The following is a 16,325-nucleotide window of genomic DNA, read 5'->3' on the forward strand; positions in this document are numbered from 1 at the left end:
TAAGATTTGAAAATTAATTGAAAATTGCAAATTGGGCCAACTGCCTCATTTCAATGAATCGGATCCTGACGACATGAAAAAACTGAAGACAACCTTGCTTGCCGTTTTGTTGCTGGCCGCCGCTCTGCCGGCTCTTGCATTTGCCGATACCTACCCGAAGAACTCGAAGATCGACGTCATCAATTACATCTTCAAATTGGAGTTGTCGGACACGACGGACGAGATCGTCGGCGAGGCGACGGTCGATGTCCGGTTTCTGGCCGACGGACTGTCCGGACTCCGACTTGACCTGACCAATTCGTCCGGCGGAAAGGGAATGGCCGTCAGCAAGGTCGCTTCCGACGGAAATCCGGTCGAATTCACGCACGCCGAAAACGTCCTGTCGATCCGTCTGGCCGCGCCTGCGAAGGCGGGGCAGCGAATCAATTTCACGATCTTTTATAAAGGGATTCCGGCGACAGGGTTGAAGATCGCGAACAACAAGTACGGCGACCGTACGTTTTTCAGCGACAACTGGCCGGACAAGGGCCGCAACTGGCTGCCGACCGTCGATCATCCGTCTGACAAGGCAATGTGCGAATTCATCGTCACCGCGCCGAGCCATTATCAGGTCGTCTCGAACGGCCTCAAGATCGAAGAGACCGATCTTCCGGGCAATAAGCGCCTCACGCACTGGAAGCAATCCGTGCCGATCTCTTCTTGGCTTTACGTGCTCGGCGTCGCGCGATTCGCGGTGCAGTATGTCGACGAATTTGATGGAAAATCGATCCAAAGCTGGGTCTATCGACAGGACCGCGATGCAGGATTCTATGATTACGGCGACGTCACGAAAAAGGCGCTCGCGTTTTACAGCGATTCAATCGGTTCTTTCTCATATGAAAAGCTCGCAAACATCCAGTCGAACAGCGTCAGCGGCGGAATGGAAGCCGCATCGGCGATCCTCTACAGTGAGAATTCGGTCGTCGGCGACCGCAACGTGCGTTGGCGCAACGTCATCATCCACGAGATCGCCCATCAATGGTTCGGCAACGCCGTAACGGAAAAAGACTGGGACGAAGTTTGGCTCAGCGAGGGCTTCGCGACCTATTTCACATTGCTTTTCATCGAGCATCAATACGGCCGCGACGCCTTTGTCGAAGGCCTCAAATCAAGCAAGAACTCGGTCGACGCGTTTTACAATAAACGTCCCGATTACCGGATCATTCACGATAATCTGAAGAATATGGAAGACGTTACGACGAGCCAGATCTATCAGAAAGGAAGCTGGACGCTGCATATGCTGCGCGGCGTCGTCGGAACCGATAACTTCTGGAAGGGAATCAGAAGCTATTACCGAAAGTATCGCGATTCGAACGCGACCGTCGATGACTTTCGGCGGGAGATGGGAGAAGCCTCGGGCAAGGACCTTGCGGGCTTTTTCGATCAGTGGCTCTTCAAGCCCGGAACGCTCAAATACAAAGGAAATTGGCGGTATGACGTGAGCAAAAAGCAGATCACCGTCAATCTCGATCAAGTGCAGACCGACGGCAGCTTCTTTAGGATCCCGGTCGAGATCGCGGTCTTTTACCCCGGCCAAAACAAGCCGCAGATCGAGACGGTTCAGGCGAACGCAAAATCGAACGTGTTTTCAATAAATGTCAAAGCCGAACCGGAAAATGTGATACTCGATCCCAATATGTGGATTCTGATGGATGCGGATTTTAAGAAAGCGGAATAAATTATGACGATCAATCTCGAACTTCTCGATAATGAATCCGCGACGGAGGCAATTCAAACTGTCGCGGCCGAGGCCGGCCGGAGAAATATCAATTGGGCCGTTGTCGGCGGTCTCGCGATGGCGTTGTACGGCTCGGACCGGAACACAAAAGATATCGACGTCATAGCAAGCGAACTGTTGCCGCTCGAGAGCGTCGGTCATCTTCGTCAGGGCGGCGAGCGATATTTGATCAAGACCAGAAAGAACGATGTCGCGGTCGATTGGATCTTACGGAAAGATGAATTCAAGAACCTGTTTGGGGCGGCGCTCGCGGACGCCACCGAGATCGACGGTGTTCCGGTCCTCACGCCCGAATGGCTTGTTATCCTCAAGTTTATCGCCGGACGATTCAAGGATCAGGAAGACGCGATCTTTCTGCTGAGCCGTCAAGGGCTTGTCGATCGGAAACTGATCAGGAAAAAGATTCGCCTGGGGGCTCGCCAAGCATAAGTATCAAAGATGGTTCGACATTGCCGACGGCCGTTCGCGTGAGGAACGCCTGAATCTGGAGGACGGGTACATCGATTCTTAGGTTTCCCGGTTGCGTTACAACAACCAATGGGCGAAAGAAAAGCGACTTCCGCAAAAGCCAACGTCGCGCCCATTTGTGATCTTTGCCGATCCGGTGCAAGTGAACTTGCCCAAAATCCGATTTCGGCTTACCTTTATCCCACAAACGAGGAACCCAAAATATGTCTAGAATCGCCGCCATCATCCTGATCTCGCTGATTACCGTATTCCCCGCCTTCGCACAGGAAAAACCCGAAGAATCGTTCGACAAGAAGATCGAAAAGCTCCAGAGGATCGACGGCTTTATGCCGCTCTACTGGGACGCGAAGGGCGGGAAGATGTTTCTCGAGATCTCGCGGTTCAATCAGGAGTTTCTCTATCAAGTCTCGTTGCCGGCGGGATTGGGGTCGAATCCGATCGGGCTCGATCGCGGGCAGATGGGACGGACGTTCGTCGTTTATTTCGAACGCGTCGGGCAGAAGATCATGCTCGTCCAGCCGAATTACCGCTATCGGGCGCTGAGCGTTGACGACGCCGAACGCAAGGCGGTCGCCGATTCGTTCGCGAGATCGATCATTTTCGGGTTCAAGGTCGAGGCCGAGAAGGACGGTCGCGTGCTCGTCGACGCGACTGCGTTTTTGTTGCGCGATGCGCACGGCGTTGCCGATCGCTTGAGGCAGTCGCGGCAGGGAAGCTATCGTGTCGACGAATCGCGGAGCGCCTTCTATCTTGAACGGACCAAAGGCTTTCCGAAGAATACCGAGGTCGAAACGACGCTCACGTTCGCCGGCGAGGAACCGGGACGGCTCGTCGCGTCCGTGACGCCGACCGCGAATTCCGTGACTTTGCGCGAACATCATTCGTTCGTCGAATTGCCCGACAACAATTACACGCCGCGCAAGTTCGATCCGCGCACCGGATCGTTCGGCATCACGTTTTACGATTACGCCTCGCCGATCACCGTCGCGCTCGAAAAACGCTGGATCTCCCGGCACCGTCTGGAGAAAAAAGACCCGAACGCGGCGGTAAGCGAAGTGGTCGAGCCGATCGTTTACTACGTCGACAACGGCGCGCCGGAGCCGATCCGTTCGGCGCTCGTCGAAGGCGCTTCGTGGTGGGCACAGGCGTTCGAGGCGGCCGGATTCCGGAACGCGTTTGAGGTCAGGATCCTGCCGAAAGACGCCGATCCGATGGACATTCGCTACAACATGATCAATTGGGTGCATCGTTCGACGCGCGGTTGGTCGTACGGTGCGACCGTTGCGGATCCGCGCACGGGCGAGATCATCAAAGGCAACGTTTCGCTCGGGTCGCTGCGCATCAGGCAGGATTTTCTGCTCGCGACCGGAATGATTCCGGCATATGCCTCGACCGACGGGTTTTGCGCGTTCGGCGATTCGCCGGATCTGTCGTACCTGAGCGACAACGAAGAGGTCTCTGCAAAAATGTCGCTCGCGCGTATCCGCCAGCTTTCCGCACACGAGGTCGGCCACACGCTCGGATTCAGCCATAACTTCGCGGCAAGTTCATATGATCGCGGATCGGTGATGGATTATCCGGCGCCGCTCGTCGAGCTCAGGAACGGCAAGATCGATCTTTCGAATGCCTACGCGGTCGGCATCGGCACTTTCGATAAGTTCGCCGTCAGGTATGCGTATTCGCAGTTCGCTAACGGAGCAAATGAAAGCGCCGAACTCGCGAAGATCATCGCGCAGGGCGAAAAGGACGGAATGCTCTACATCGCCGACGACGACGGCCGCGGGATTGGAACGGCGCATCCTTTGGCGAGCATCTGGGACAACGGCAACGATGTCGTCGCGATGCTTCGCCACGAAATGGAGGTTCGGCGAATCGGTTTGAACGACTTCGGGCTCCGAAGCGTACCGGCTGGGACGCCCATCTCCGAACTCGAAGCGAAGTTGATCCCGCTCTATCTTCATCATCGTTATCAACTGGTCTCGGCAGTCAAATCGGTCGGCGGAATGTACTTTACCTACGCGGTCAAGGGCGAGAACGGCGTCGTGCCGGCGCGTTTCCGCGAGATCGTCGCGCCCGAACGCCAGCGCGAGGCGATGAATGCCGTCCTCGACACGTTGAAACCGGAAGAACTCGCGATTCCCGAAAACGTCCGCAAACTTCTTCCGCCGCGAGCTGACGGTTTCGAAAACGGCACCGGCGAGTATTTTGAAAAGCGCACGGGGCCGGTCTTTGATTCGCTCGGGGCGGCCGCGATCGCCGCCGACCTGGCGATCTCGGCGCTGCTCGAACCGACGCGTGCCGCTCGGATGATCGAGTTCAACGCCGAAGATGCCAAGTATCCGCATTTCAGGGAAACGGTCGATGTTTTGGTTTCCAGAGTCTGGAAATCGCCGAAACCAAAGACCAATTACACGGCCGCGATCTTGGCGACCGAGCAGGCGGTTTTGATCGACCGACTGATGGATCTGGCCGCTAACCCGGACGCCTCACTTGCCGTCCGGGCGGTGGCGAATGAGGCACTTCATCAGATCAACGAATCCCCTGAAGGTTGAGCTGAAACTCAAACCGGACGCGCAGCGGCGATTGATCGAGCAGAACATCGAGCGTTTTCTGACCCGACCGGACGCCCCGCGCCAACGCACTCCCGCGCTCGCGACTCCCGCAGGCGAACCGATCGGCTAGACCGCGATGAACAACGGCCAGATCGACACAAGCTATGTTCTTCTTGCGATCTTCGCGCTCGGCGCGCTGTTTCTTCTGCTTGTCTTTGCGGGACTGGTTTTTCTGTTGGTCCGCGTCGGATTGAAACGAAAGGAGAACCATAAGAAGCGGAGCGTCGAACTTCGAGCGGTTGCCGACCGCCTTGGTTTCGAATTTACGGAGGCTTCGGAACTTTCATCGCTCCCGTTTCTTGCGGATTTTGAGATCTTCGAAGGCTCGCCGAGCCGGATCGAGAATCTGATGACAGGATCCCGCGGCGGCGAACGGATCGGAGTCTTCGACCTCGCGTATGTCAACACCGGACCGAACGGCGGTTCGCAAACGTCACGCCAAACGATGTGCGTCATTGAATCGACCGGCCTGAACCTTCCCAGATTCTATGTAAGACCGGAAGGGATTCTGGAAAAGGCGCTTCAGTTTGCCGGACGGAATGATATCGACTTTCCCGAGTTTCCGACGTTCTCGAACGCGTTCTACCTGTACGGCGACGATGAGGCCGCGATCAGGGCGATCATCAAGCCCGAATTTGCAAGGTTTTTCGAGCAGAACTCCGTGCTGTCGGCATATGCCGCCGGCCCCCGGCTGATCGTTTTCCGGTCCCGATATCCGGCTCGCCCTCAGGAATTCGGGGGTTACGTCACGATCGCGAAAGCGCTGAAAGGCCTGTTTTGAACGGCAGCGATTTCGGGTTGCGGAACCCGCCTAGAAGAATTTGCCCGCGTTCTTTTTCACGAAGTCGCCGATCGCCTTGACGGTCTTGAACTCGTTGAGAAGTTCGTTTGATTCGTCGCGGGTGGTGAAGCCGTTGCCCTCGTTGCTGTAAACCGCGTTTTGCGGATACGAATCCCTCGCCGAGAGGCAACTGCCGGCGATGATCACATCGGTTTTCTTGTCGTCGTTGAGGTCCTCGAAGCCGACCGCTTCGACCCAACAGGCCTGTGTTCCGGCGAACGCGTCCGGAAAGTCGAAGACCTTCTTGCCGTCTTTGAAAATGTGAAATGTCGATCCGCGCGGGACGTCTTTTTCATCGACCATATCCTCCCTGTTCGCAAATGTCACGAAACACGAACCCTTGAACGGTTCGTTGTCAAAGACGAAGGTCTGCGACGCGATCAGTTTCTTGCCGTCCATCTTTGCGGTCAGACAGGCCGACTTGTCGGCGGCCGCCGGTTTGGACTCGGTTACATTGGATTTCGCGGTCGTACTTGAAGAATTGTCAGTCGCCTTGTTGTTCGCGGCCGGCGCGGCGGAGTTTGCTGGCGAATTGGCCTGGTTGTTAGCCGCCGGCGATGAACAAGAAAGTGAGCCGAAGAATGAAAACGACAAAATCGCCGCAGTCGCAAGAAAGTTGATTGATCTCATAGTGTTTGAAAAAAAAGTGCTGAACCAAGAGTAACCAAGGGCAACAGTGCTGGTCAAACAGCCGGAGCAAGCGGGTTGCGTTGTCCCTCCCGATCCGTGCGGGAATCCTGCATCGGTTTCGGTTTTTTGCGCGGACACGGAATTCGGTTAAACTACTCGTCGGTTCAAACTAATCGAAAGCAAAGTATGACAAGACCCGTTTCATCCTGGCTCAAGCCGTCGCTTGATCGGTGTTTTGATATTTGTGCCGGACAAAGGGTCTCGCCGGCGAAAACAACTGGCTCGAGGGAGTCCAATTACTGTCGGTCGATGCCGTGCTCGGAATTCTTTTTTTATTTCTTGCCAGAGGTTCAAACCGCGGTCGAGACGCTCGCACCGCACCACTAAACTCCAATGACACAAACCCAAACTTCATCTTGGCTCAGACCGTCGCTCGATTGGTTGTTGATCTTCATTCCGGTCGCGGTCGCTCTGCGTTTTGTCCCGTCGTTCGAGAATCCGACGGCGCTTTTTATCGTTTCGTGCCTCGCGATCATTCCGCTCGCCGGGTGGATGGGAAAAGCGACCGAGCATCTTGCCGAACATATGGGGCAAGGGATCGGCGGGCTCTTGAACGCGACATTCGGAAACGCGGCCGAACTGATCATCGCTCTTTTCGCGCTGTCAAAAGGACTCGAAGGCGTCGTCAAGGCATCGATCACGGGTTCGATCATCGGCAATATGCTGCTTGTACTCGGACTATCGGTTGTTGCGGGCGGAGCGAAGTACAAGATTCAGAAGTTCGACCGCACCGCCGCGAGTACCACCGCGACGGCGCTGACGCTGGCGGCCATCGCGCTGCTCGTGCCGACTATTTTCCATCAGGTTGCGGCGCAGGTCCCCGTTGCGAACGGCGGCTGGACGCCGGAGAAAGAGCAGAACCTGAGTCTGGCGATCGCGATCGTCTTGTTTCTTACTTATTTGGGAACGCTTTATTTTTCGCTCGTCACTCATAAAAGCTATTTTGTCGGAGAGGCGATGCAGGGTTCGGCGCAGGAGGTCGGTGAGGAAGAAGAAGCGTCCGGCGATCACTGGTCAAAAGGGAAAGCGATCACGGTTTTGCTGGTGGCGACCGGATTCGTCGCCTTGATTTCGGAGTTCCTCGTCGGCGCTGTCGAGGCGGCGCGCGGTGCGCTTGGATTTACCGAAGTGTTCGTCGGCGTGATCGTCGTCGCGATCATCGGCAACGCGGCCGAGCATTCGTCGGCGATTCTGATGGCGATGCGCAACAAAATGGATCTCAGTTTGGGTATCGCGCTCGGATCGAGTTTGCAGATCGCGCTATTCGTCGCGCCCATTTTGATTTTCGCGTCTTATCTTTTCGGCAAGCCGATGAATCTCGAGTTCACGATTCCCGAAGTCGTCGCGGTCATTGCCTCGGTCCTGATCGCGCAGCAGATTTCGTCGGACGGCGAAAGCAACTGGGTCGAAGGACTCCAACTCCTCGCGGTTTACACCATTCTCGGGATCCTGTTCTTCTTTTTGCCCGATCCGCACCACGCGGTTACGGACGCAGTGAAATCGGCGACCGGGCATTAGCCGGACACCAAAATCGCTTGTTTGGAACGCGAAAGCGACCGGAGCGCAAGCGGGGACGCTTGCGCTCCAGTCGTCAAATGCGAGGGTGACTGCGTCCGCTCGGACGTAGCGTTTGCGGGCTGGCGCGTCGCGTTGCGCTGTCGTCCGTGCCTGTGCTCCGCCACATCGATTTCTCCGACGGGCTCGAAAAAATCGGATCCTAACTAGACAATCGTCGGCTCTAAACTTTACACTTTCGTAAAGTTTATTTGGAGATTGTTTGTTTATGAAATCCCCCTTTTTTGTCGCACTTCTTTTTCTTTCCGGCCTGGCTTTTTGCGCCCACGTCGTTGCTCAACAGCCAAGCGCAACGCTTACCGGCGTCGTCAGCGATCCGAATGGCGCGTCGATTCCGAATGCATCGGTAACAGTCAGAAATACGTCGACGAACCTTGTGCGAACTGTAGCCAGCAACGCCGAGGGCATTTTCGTCGTTTCGAGCCTTCCCGCAGGCGAGTATGAGATTCGGTTTTCGGCGACTGGATTCACGCCCGTCAAGATAGTCAATGTAGTTCTCGCGGTCGGACAGACCGAAACCAGAAACCAACGACTCGAGGTGATCACGCTCGACACGACGATCACGATCGACGACACGAACGCCGCTCCGCTAGTCGAAACTCAGACTTCAAAGGTCGACGAAGTGATCGGTGCCCGCGAGATCGAAAATCTGCCGCTCAATGGCCGCAATTTTCTCGAACTGGCGCTGCTTACCCCTGGAAACTCGATCGCGCCCAATTTTGATCCGACGAAAACGAACACCGTCGTCATCTCGTCCGCCGGCCAGCTCGGCCGCGGCGGCAACGTGATGGTCGACGGAACCGACAACAACGACGACCTCGTCGGCGGTGCGCTGATCAATATTTCGCAGGACGCTGTCCAGGAATTCCAGGTCGCGACGAACCGCTTTTCCGCCGAGTTCGGCCGTTCGGCGTCGTCGATCATCAACATCGTCACCAAAAGCGGTACGAACCGTCTGCGCGGGTCGCTGTCTTTCTATGAACGCGACCGGCGTTTGCAGGAACTGCCCGCGACCTTTGACCGGTCACAACCGACGCCCCCTTTCGACCGCCAGCAGTATTCGTTCACGCTCGGCGGGCCGATCATCAAGGACAGACTCTGGGCGTTCGGAGCCGCCGAATACCGCGATCAGGACGGCGCGACGCTGGTCGGAATCCGCAATGTCGCGACGCGCACGATCACGCGCGGGTTCGCGACCGCGCCGCTCAAGAATCTTCTTCTGAACAGCCGTTTGGATTATCAGGCGAACGCGAAGAACAACGTGAATTTTCGTTATTCGTTTGAGGACATCGACGCCACCGACGCCAGCAAACTCGACCGCCCGATCGGTTCGGCGTCGTACCGGCAGATCCTGAAGAACCGTTTCCATTCGTTTATGACGAACTGGACGAGCGTCATTTCGCCCAAGTTCGTTAATAATTTCAGCTTCAGCGTCAATAACTTTGACAACGACACGGCGCCAACCGTCGACGGCATCCAGTTCACCTTCCCGAGCATTCTGGACGGTGCGAGTTTTCGCGTGCCGCAGGCGACGAAACAAAATCGCCTGCAGTTCACGAACGCGATGACGGCGGTGCTCGGCGAGCATACGCTCAAGTTCGGCGGTGAATACCAAAGAATCGACGGAACCCTGAATCTCGGTGTTTTCCGGCAGGGCCGGATCGAGTTCGTTCAGGACTTCGCCAACTTCGACCGCAACAACGACGGCCGGATCGATGACGGCGATCTGCTGTTCGCAGTCACGCTTCGCAGCGGATTGCCGAATCAGGATCTGAATCTCCAGGATATCGACAACAACTATTTCGCCTTTTTCGTGCAGGACGATTGGCGCGTCCTCCCGAATCTGACGCTCAACCTCGGATTGCGTTACGAGGTCGACACGAACGTCAAGAACAATTCCGGGTACGGAGGGATCAATCCGCTCGTCGCGTCGTTCTATCGCGGAAACCGCAGCGTCGACACGGATAATTTTGCCCCGCGGGTCGGTTTCAATCTCGCGTTGCTCGACGACAAGTTGAGCATTCACGGCGGTTACGGGATCTATTACGACCGCGTCACGCTCGAACTGATCACGCTCGAACGCGGGCTCGACGGACGCGCGCTGCCGGTTCAGGTTCGCGCCGGAAACGCTTTGACGGATCCGAACGGCGTGCCGATCTTTCTCGACCAAAACGGCCGTTTTTTGCCGTTCGCTCCGACCATCCAGAATCCGTACATCGGTTTTGTTTTGCCGGGCGCGGGCGCCTCGGGTATCAATATCATCGACAACGATCTTGAGAATCCGATGATCCAACAGTCGAATCTGGGGATTCAGTGGGAGTTCTACCGAAACTTCGTACTTCGTGCGGACTATCTTCGCAATTTCGGGACGAATTTCATCATTGGACGCACCATCGGTACGGTCAACAACCCTGTGGTCGGTGGCCCGGACCGCGTTGTCAACCTCGAATCGAGCGTCAAGTTCTTTTACGACGGCCTTCTGCTCAGTTTCGAAAAACGCTTCGCGGACCGTTTCGGTTTCCGCGCCGCGTACACGCTCTCGAAAGCTTTCAATTACTCGAACGACGATCAGATCCCGTTTTCGAACGGACCGCTCGATCCGAACAATTTGCAGCTCGATTTCGGACCGACGCCGAACGATCAACGGCACCGTTTTACGCTCGCGGGAACAATCGAGATGCCGTACGGCTTTCGTTTGTCGCCGATCCTGACGCTGGCGTCGGGCGTTCCGATGGACATTCTCGTGCCGGGCGGCGCCAACCGCGTTCCTGCGATTCAGCGCAACGCCGGCGGGCGTCTGTTCGGGAACGCGTCTGAGTTGAACGCTTTTCTGACGGCGTACAACGCCGGACAAGCGGTCGCGAATCGCCTTCCGCTTGCTCCGGCAAACGCGCGATTCAACGATAATTTCAGTTCGCTCGACCTGCGCTTCTCGAAGGTCTTCAAGTTTAAGGAGCGATTCCGGCTTGAGCCGATCGTCGAGGTCTTCAACGTCTTCAACACGACGAACATTCTCGGCGTTTCGAACACGAATTACTCGGGGTTCGGCAACGTCCTCGGAACGGCCGGATTCGGTCAGCCGGTGACGACCGCCGGCGGCGTGTTCGGTTCCGGCGGCCCGCGCGCCTTCCAGTTCGCGGCGCGATTCACGTTCTAGGGCTGAAGCGTCCCCGCTGGAGCGCAAGCGTCCCCGCACTGGAGCGCAAGCGTCCCCGCTTGCAACGGCGTGAAACGCCGTAAAGCCTTGGGGATTCAGCGCGCACTTTTCCCCGGCGCCGTTCGCGCTCCGCGCTCATTGCAAGCGGGGACGCTTGCGCTCCAGTGCGGGGACGCTTGCGCTCCAGTGCGGGGACGCTTGCGCTCCAGTCGGCTTGCGCTCCAGTGACCAAACCAATGCAACTAAAGCGAAATCTCGGACTTACAACTGCCGTCGCGCTGATCGTCGGACAAGTTATCGCGGTCGGCATTTTCCTGACACCGGCGGGAATGGCAAAGTCGGTCGGGTCGCCATTTTGGCTATTTGCGATCTGGATCTTCATCGGTTTGATGACGCTCAGCGGCGCGCTTTGCTACGGCGAATTGGCTTCGCGCTACCCGGAGGCCGGAGGCAGTTACGTCTATCTTCGCGAGGCATACGGCAAGGGTACGGCTTTTCTTTACGGTTGGATGGTTCTGCTCGTGCTCGATCCGGGATTGACGGCCGTTTTCGGAGTCGGGCTCGCGGCGTACGCTGGTTTTTTGGTCGAGTTGTCGCCTCTCGGCCAAAAGTTGCTCGCCGTTTCGGTCGTCGTCATCGTCGGACTGATCAACATCGTCGGCGCGGGCATCGGCGCCAATTTTCTTAAAGCGCTGACGGTGCTGAAGATCGGAACGCTGCTCTTCATTATCTTTTTCGGTTTCCTCGGCGGGTTTGGCGACTGGAACAATTTCCGGCCGTTCTTTGAGGTTCCAAAAGACACCTTCGGAGCCTTCGCCGGCGGCATCGTCGGCGCCTTTTTCGCTTTTGCAGGTTGGTGGGAAGTAACGCGTCTGTCGGGTGAGATCGAAGATCCCGAAAAGAACGTGCCGCGCGCGCTGACGATCGGCGTCGTCGTGATCACGGTTCTTTACATTCTGACGAGCGCGGTCTTCTACTACCTCGTTCCGCTCGGAAGCGTCACGAGCGACGAGACGTTCGCGGCCCAGGCGGGCGTGGCGATGTTCGGCCCGGTCGGAGGCGCGGTTTTCGCCGCGGTCGTCATTGTTTCAGTTCTCGGGACGCTTTTCGCCTATTTGATGGTCTCGCCGCGCGTCTATTATGCGATGGCTCAGGACGGATTGTTCTTCAAATCGTTCGGCGAACTTCATCCGCGGTTTCAGACGCCGCACCGCGCGACACTGATCCAGATCGCGCTCGCTTCGCTCCTGATCCTGAGCGGAACCTTCAACGAGATCATCGGTTATTTCTTTTTTATCGTTGTGCTGTTCATCGCGCTTTCGGTCGCCGGACTGTTTCGGATCCGCAAAAGGGAATTCGACGGTTACAAGACGCTTTTCTACCCGGTCACGCCGGTCTTTTTCCTGTTGATCACATCGGTCGTACTGCTGATGATCGCAATGAAAAATCCGCTCCAGACGATCATCGGAACCGCGGTCGTCCTGCTCGGGATACCGGTGTACCGAATGTTAAGGAATTCGGATTTGTGATTTCTGATTGCGGATTACCGGAGACGACTAGATAAGGTCAAGGCATTCATTCGTTGGTACGACCTTCCGTTTTCCGCTAAGAGTGAATAGAATAGCTGAATCGGAACCGAGTGATGGCCGGAAACAAAATCCGAAATCCCCAATCACAAATCCGAAATTATTATGGCTTGGATAAAAACGATCGGCTTCGAAAACGCGGACGAACGGTTGCGCGAGGTTCTGATGAAAACGCGGATGAGTTATCCGCAGGAATACGCGGCGCCGGCGCCGAAGGCGAGCCTGATCGACGAATCGATCATCGACTCGCACACGCTCATCCCGGATGCGCTTTATCACGCATTTATGACGTTCGCGGCGCTGATGTCGCCCGAACTTCCGCTCGAACGCCGCCAGCACGAAATGATCGCGACGATGGTTTCAGTCACCAACGACTGCCATTACTGACTGGAGTCTCACGCAGAGTTTCTGCGTCGCGTAACACTTGATGACGGAATGGTCGACGCGCTTCGCGCCGACTACAAAACGGCACCGATCACGGATGCCGAACGGGTGATGTGCGACTACGTCGTGCAATTGACGAAGGACGCGACAAAGATCCATCCGAAGTACCACGACAGCCTCCGCGCCGCCGGGTTCGACGACACCGCGATCCTCCAGATCACTCTGATCGCCTCGTGGTTCAACTACATCAATCGGGTCGCGGACTCGCTGGGGATCGGTCGGGAGTAAGTTTCTTAAGTCCGAGATCCTGTGCTCAGAACGATGAGCGAAAGGTAGAAGTAGAATGTCGACGCGATCAGCATTGCGTTCATTCTCCACAGAAGAGATTCGTTCGGGTCAAGGCCAACGCGTCAGGCAGAAAAACACTTGCAATCGGTTTTGAATTTTGCGAAACTCCATAAACAGGTTTGAAATCTGTTGGGCTTGAAATCGACGTTGATTCAAGCATCATTCGTCCCCCCGTTTTTTTGCCACCGTCGTCGATCCGGCGACCAATCGTCGAACAGAAAGAGGAGTTATTGATGAAGCACGGTATTTACGCGTTGGGACTCGCACTCGTTTGCGCGGTCATCGGGTTTTTGTATCTGCCCGGAACGGCTGTTGTTGCCCAGAACGAAAAGCAAAGCGAACCGGGGATCTTCGCCGAACAGAAACTTCCTTCCAAAAGGGTCTTTCCGGATGTCGTTGCCGTCGATACCTTGGACGAAATGCTCCGCAGAGACGCGCTCGCGCCGAAGCCCGATATGGAGTACATCCTTAAGAGCAAGGGGAAGCGCCCGCGCAATCCGCCTGCTGAAGAAATGCCTCCGGTGCCGGAATCGCTTTTCGAACGAAATCCGAGGATGTTTTTCGATCATTCGAAGATCACTGCCGAAAACCCTTTGGTTCCCCAGGTTGCTTCGCCGAGTCCGAATCTTGATTTTCAGGGAATCGGCGATACCAACACGTCGATCCCGCCGGATACGAACGGGGCCGTCGGGCCGAATCACATAATGACGGCGCTCAACACGCAGGTACGGATTCAGTCCAAAACCGGCGCGACCGTCAGCACCGTGACCCTCAACAGTTTCTTCGCGAGCGTCGGCGGAGGCGGCGGAACGTTCGACCCGCGAGTGTTGTTTGATCCGTACCAGGATCGCTGGATCTGCGTCGCCGTCGACGATGCGGCGGTCGCGACGTCAAAGATTCTGATCGCGGTTTCGCAAACCAACGATCCGACGGGAACCTGGAATTTCTGGGGATACGATCACGACGGCGCCAATGTTGAGTGGGCCGATTATCCGATGGTCGGGTTCAACAAAAATTGGATCGCCGTATCGATAAACGATTTTACCGTCGCCGGAAATGCGTTCAGCGGCGCCAATTGTTACATCTTCGACAAGAGCACCCTCTACGCGGCGGCGCCGACACCAACGGTTTCCAAGGCCGATCTCGGCACATCACTCGGCAACGTGCATCAACCTGTCGAGACATTCGACAATTCGATCAATTCGCTTTATGTAATTCAACGTTGGAATTCGGCAGGCGGAAGTCTTCGAATCTACGAGATCACGGGAACCGCCGCCTCGCCGACACTGACCGCGACGGGACTTTTCCCAACCTCGACCGGTTGGAGCACGACCGCCGTCAGCGCGCCGCAAAACGGTGGAGCGGTGACGATCACGAACAACGATTCTCGTTTGCAGCGAGCCGTTTATCGAAACGGTTCGGTCTGGGCGGCGCACACCATCTTCCTGACAAGCCCAAGCCGAACTTCGGCGCAATGGTGGCAGTTCAAACCGACCGACGGGACGGTTCAGCAAATGGGACGAATCGACGATGCGTCCGGCTCCAATTTTTATGCCTTTCCGAGCATCGCCGTCAACGCTGCCGGCCAGGCGTTGGTGGGATACTCGGCATTCTCATCGACCACGTTTGCGAGCGCCGCGTATTCTTATCGCGGGATCACCGACACTACCGCCACGACGCGTGATCCTGTTCGCTACAAGAACGGCATCGCGTGCTACCGCAAAACGTTCGGCGGAGGAACGAATCGATGGGGCGACTATAGCAACACGGTGGTCGATCCGACCGACGATATGACTTTCTGGACGCTTCAGGAGTACGCTGAGGCCGCCGTCGGCGGCGACTGCTCGGCCGACAACACCGGTCGCTGGGCGGTTTGGTGGGCGAAGGTAATTCCGCCATGTTCGTCGGTCGTCACGAGCGGCAACTGGAACGCGGCGGCGACCTGGGGGTGCGGTTCGGTGCCGACGGCGAGCGATGATGCCGTCGTCGCGAAGAACCAAACTGTAACGCTTAACGTCGATCCTTCGGCGGCGACGATCGTCGTCAATTCGGGCGGCACTTTGGCGGTTTCCGGAAATCGGACCTTGAGCAGCAACTTGCTCGTCAACGGTACATTGAACCTGGCGGGCGGAATTCTGGATTCCGGCTCAGCCACGATCACGATCGGATGCGGTGGTTCGATCTCGAACGCGTCGGCGACGGGCTATGTTCGCGGCAATCTTCGCAAAGAGTATTGTGCCACGGGTTCATTCGCCTATTCGGTCGGCTCGGCCAACGGCTATTCGCCGGTCAACGCGACGGTCACCGCGCTTGGTGCGAATCCGTCGAGCCTGACGATCTCGACGACACAGGGCGCGCACCCGCAGTTGGCGTCGTCGAACTCGTTGGCTCGCTACTGGACACTGACCGAATCGGGTGACGTAACCGTCGATCTCGTCTTCAACTATCTGCAGTCGGACGTCGTCGGAGTCGAATCGGGCTACCAGCTTTACCGAATTACCGGCGGCACGGCTTCGGCGGTGACCCCGTTCACGCTTGACACGACGGCCAATACGCTGAGTGTCACCGGCGTGACGACGTTTTCTGACTGGTCAGGCGGAAGTCTCGCACCGACCGCTGCGTCGGTCTCCGTGCGCGGCCGTGTATCTGATTCGAACGGCGCACCAATCCCGAGAATTTCCGTTACGTTGACCGACGCCAACGGGCAGAGGCGCAGAGCAATCTCGAACGCTTTTGGCAACTATGAGTTTTCGGGCGTGCCGGTCGGCGGCGGTTATGTCTTGACAGTCGTCGGAAAGGGCTATGAGTTCAATCCGCAGGTGCTGAACGTCGATCAGGACACCATTGTTAATCCGGTCGCAAACTAAGGACAAAGAACAGGCGCGCG

At 56.7% G+C, this 16,325-nt stretch carries 12 protein-coding genes; 11 read left to right on the plus strand and 1 reads right to left on the minus strand.

Annotation, left to right across the window (positions count from 1 at the left end; all coding sequences use genetic code 11):
- Positions 1–73: 73 nt before the first annotated feature.
- The 5 genes from IPN69_10635 to IPN69_10655 all read left to right on the plus strand — a co-directional run bounded on the left by IPN69_10635 (position 74) and on the right by IPN69_10655 (position 5,638).
- The gene (locus IPN69_10635; protein ID MBK8811170.1) at positions 74–1,717 is read left to right on the plus strand and encodes a M1 family metallopeptidase; all 1,644 of its coding nucleotides are present in this window, start codon (positions 74–76) and stop codon (positions 1,715–1,717) included.
- 3 nt (positions 1,718–1,720) lie between these two features.
- Complete coding sequence (locus IPN69_10640) at positions 1,721–2,206, plus strand: hypothetical protein (protein MBK8811171.1); 486 nt, start codon at positions 1,721–1,723, stop codon at positions 2,204–2,206.
- Between the two features lie 242 nt (positions 2,207–2,448).
- Positions 2,449–4,797, plus strand: a complete 2,349-nt coding sequence (locus IPN69_10645) for a zinc-dependent metalloprotease (GenBank protein MBK8811172.1) — start codon at positions 2,449–2,451, stop codon at positions 4,795–4,797.
- The gene (locus tag IPN69_10650; protein MBK8811173.1) at positions 4,757–4,927 is read left to right on the plus strand and encodes a hypothetical protein; all 171 of its coding nucleotides are present in this window, start codon (positions 4,757–4,759) and stop codon (positions 4,925–4,927) included. The genes IPN69_10645 and IPN69_10650 overlap by 41 nt, the downstream gene beginning before the upstream one ends.
- A 6-nt stretch (positions 4,928–4,933) precedes the next feature.
- Positions 4,934–5,638 carry a hypothetical protein gene (locus IPN69_10655; GenBank protein MBK8811174.1) on the plus strand — a complete coding sequence of 235 codons (705 nt, stop codon included), beginning with the start codon at positions 4,934–4,936 and terminating at the stop codon, positions 5,636–5,638.
- Positions 5,639–5,668: 30 nt separating this feature from the next.
- Here IPN69_10655 and IPN69_10660 read toward each other — a convergent pair whose 3' ends face one another.
- Positions 5,669–6,328 (minus strand): hypothetical protein, encoded by a 660-nt coding sequence (locus IPN69_10660; GenBank protein ID MBK8811175.1) that lies wholly within the window; start codon positions 6,326–6,328, stop codon positions 5,669–5,671.
- 393 nt (positions 6,329–6,721) lie between these two features.
- Here IPN69_10660 and cax point away from each other — a divergent pair, with 393 nt between their 5' ends.
- The 6 genes from cax (at position 6,722) to IPN69_10690 (ending at position 16,305) form a co-directional block, all read left to right on the plus strand.
- Positions 6,722–7,906 carry a calcium/proton exchanger gene (gene cax, locus IPN69_10665; protein MBK8811176.1) on the plus strand — a complete coding sequence of 395 codons (1,185 nt, stop codon included), beginning with the start codon at positions 6,722–6,724 and terminating at the stop codon, positions 7,904–7,906.
- A gap of 265 nt (positions 7,907–8,171) precedes the next feature.
- Positions 8,172–11,120, plus strand: a complete 2,949-nt coding sequence (locus IPN69_10670; GenBank protein MBK8811177.1) for a TonB-dependent receptor — start codon at positions 8,172–8,174, stop codon at positions 11,118–11,120.
- 236 nt (positions 11,121–11,356) lie between these two features.
- Positions 11,357–12,649, plus strand: a complete 1,293-nt coding sequence (locus tag IPN69_10675; protein ID MBK8811178.1) for an amino acid permease — start codon at positions 11,357–11,359, stop codon at positions 12,647–12,649.
- 162 nt (positions 12,650–12,811) lie between these two features.
- The gene (locus IPN69_10680) at positions 12,812–13,093 is read left to right on the plus strand and encodes a hypothetical protein (protein ID MBK8811179.1); all 282 of its coding nucleotides are present in this window, start codon (positions 12,812–12,814) and stop codon (positions 13,091–13,093) included.
- Positions 13,094–13,141: 48 nt separating this feature from the next.
- Positions 13,142–13,378 carry a peroxidase gene (locus tag IPN69_10685; protein MBK8811180.1) on the plus strand — a complete coding sequence of 79 codons (237 nt, stop codon included), beginning with the start codon at positions 13,142–13,144 and terminating at the stop codon, positions 13,376–13,378.
- Positions 13,379–13,671: 293 nt separating this feature from the next.
- Positions 13,672–16,305, plus strand: a complete 2,634-nt coding sequence (locus IPN69_10690; protein MBK8811181.1) for a carboxypeptidase regulatory-like domain-containing protein — start codon at positions 13,672–13,674, stop codon at positions 16,303–16,305.
- Positions 16,306–16,325 lie beyond the last annotated feature (20 nt).

Source organism: Acidobacteriota bacterium, from assembly GCA_016715115.1.
Classification (GTDB): domain Bacteria; phylum Acidobacteriota; class Blastocatellia; order Pyrinomonadales; family Pyrinomonadaceae; genus JAFDVJ01.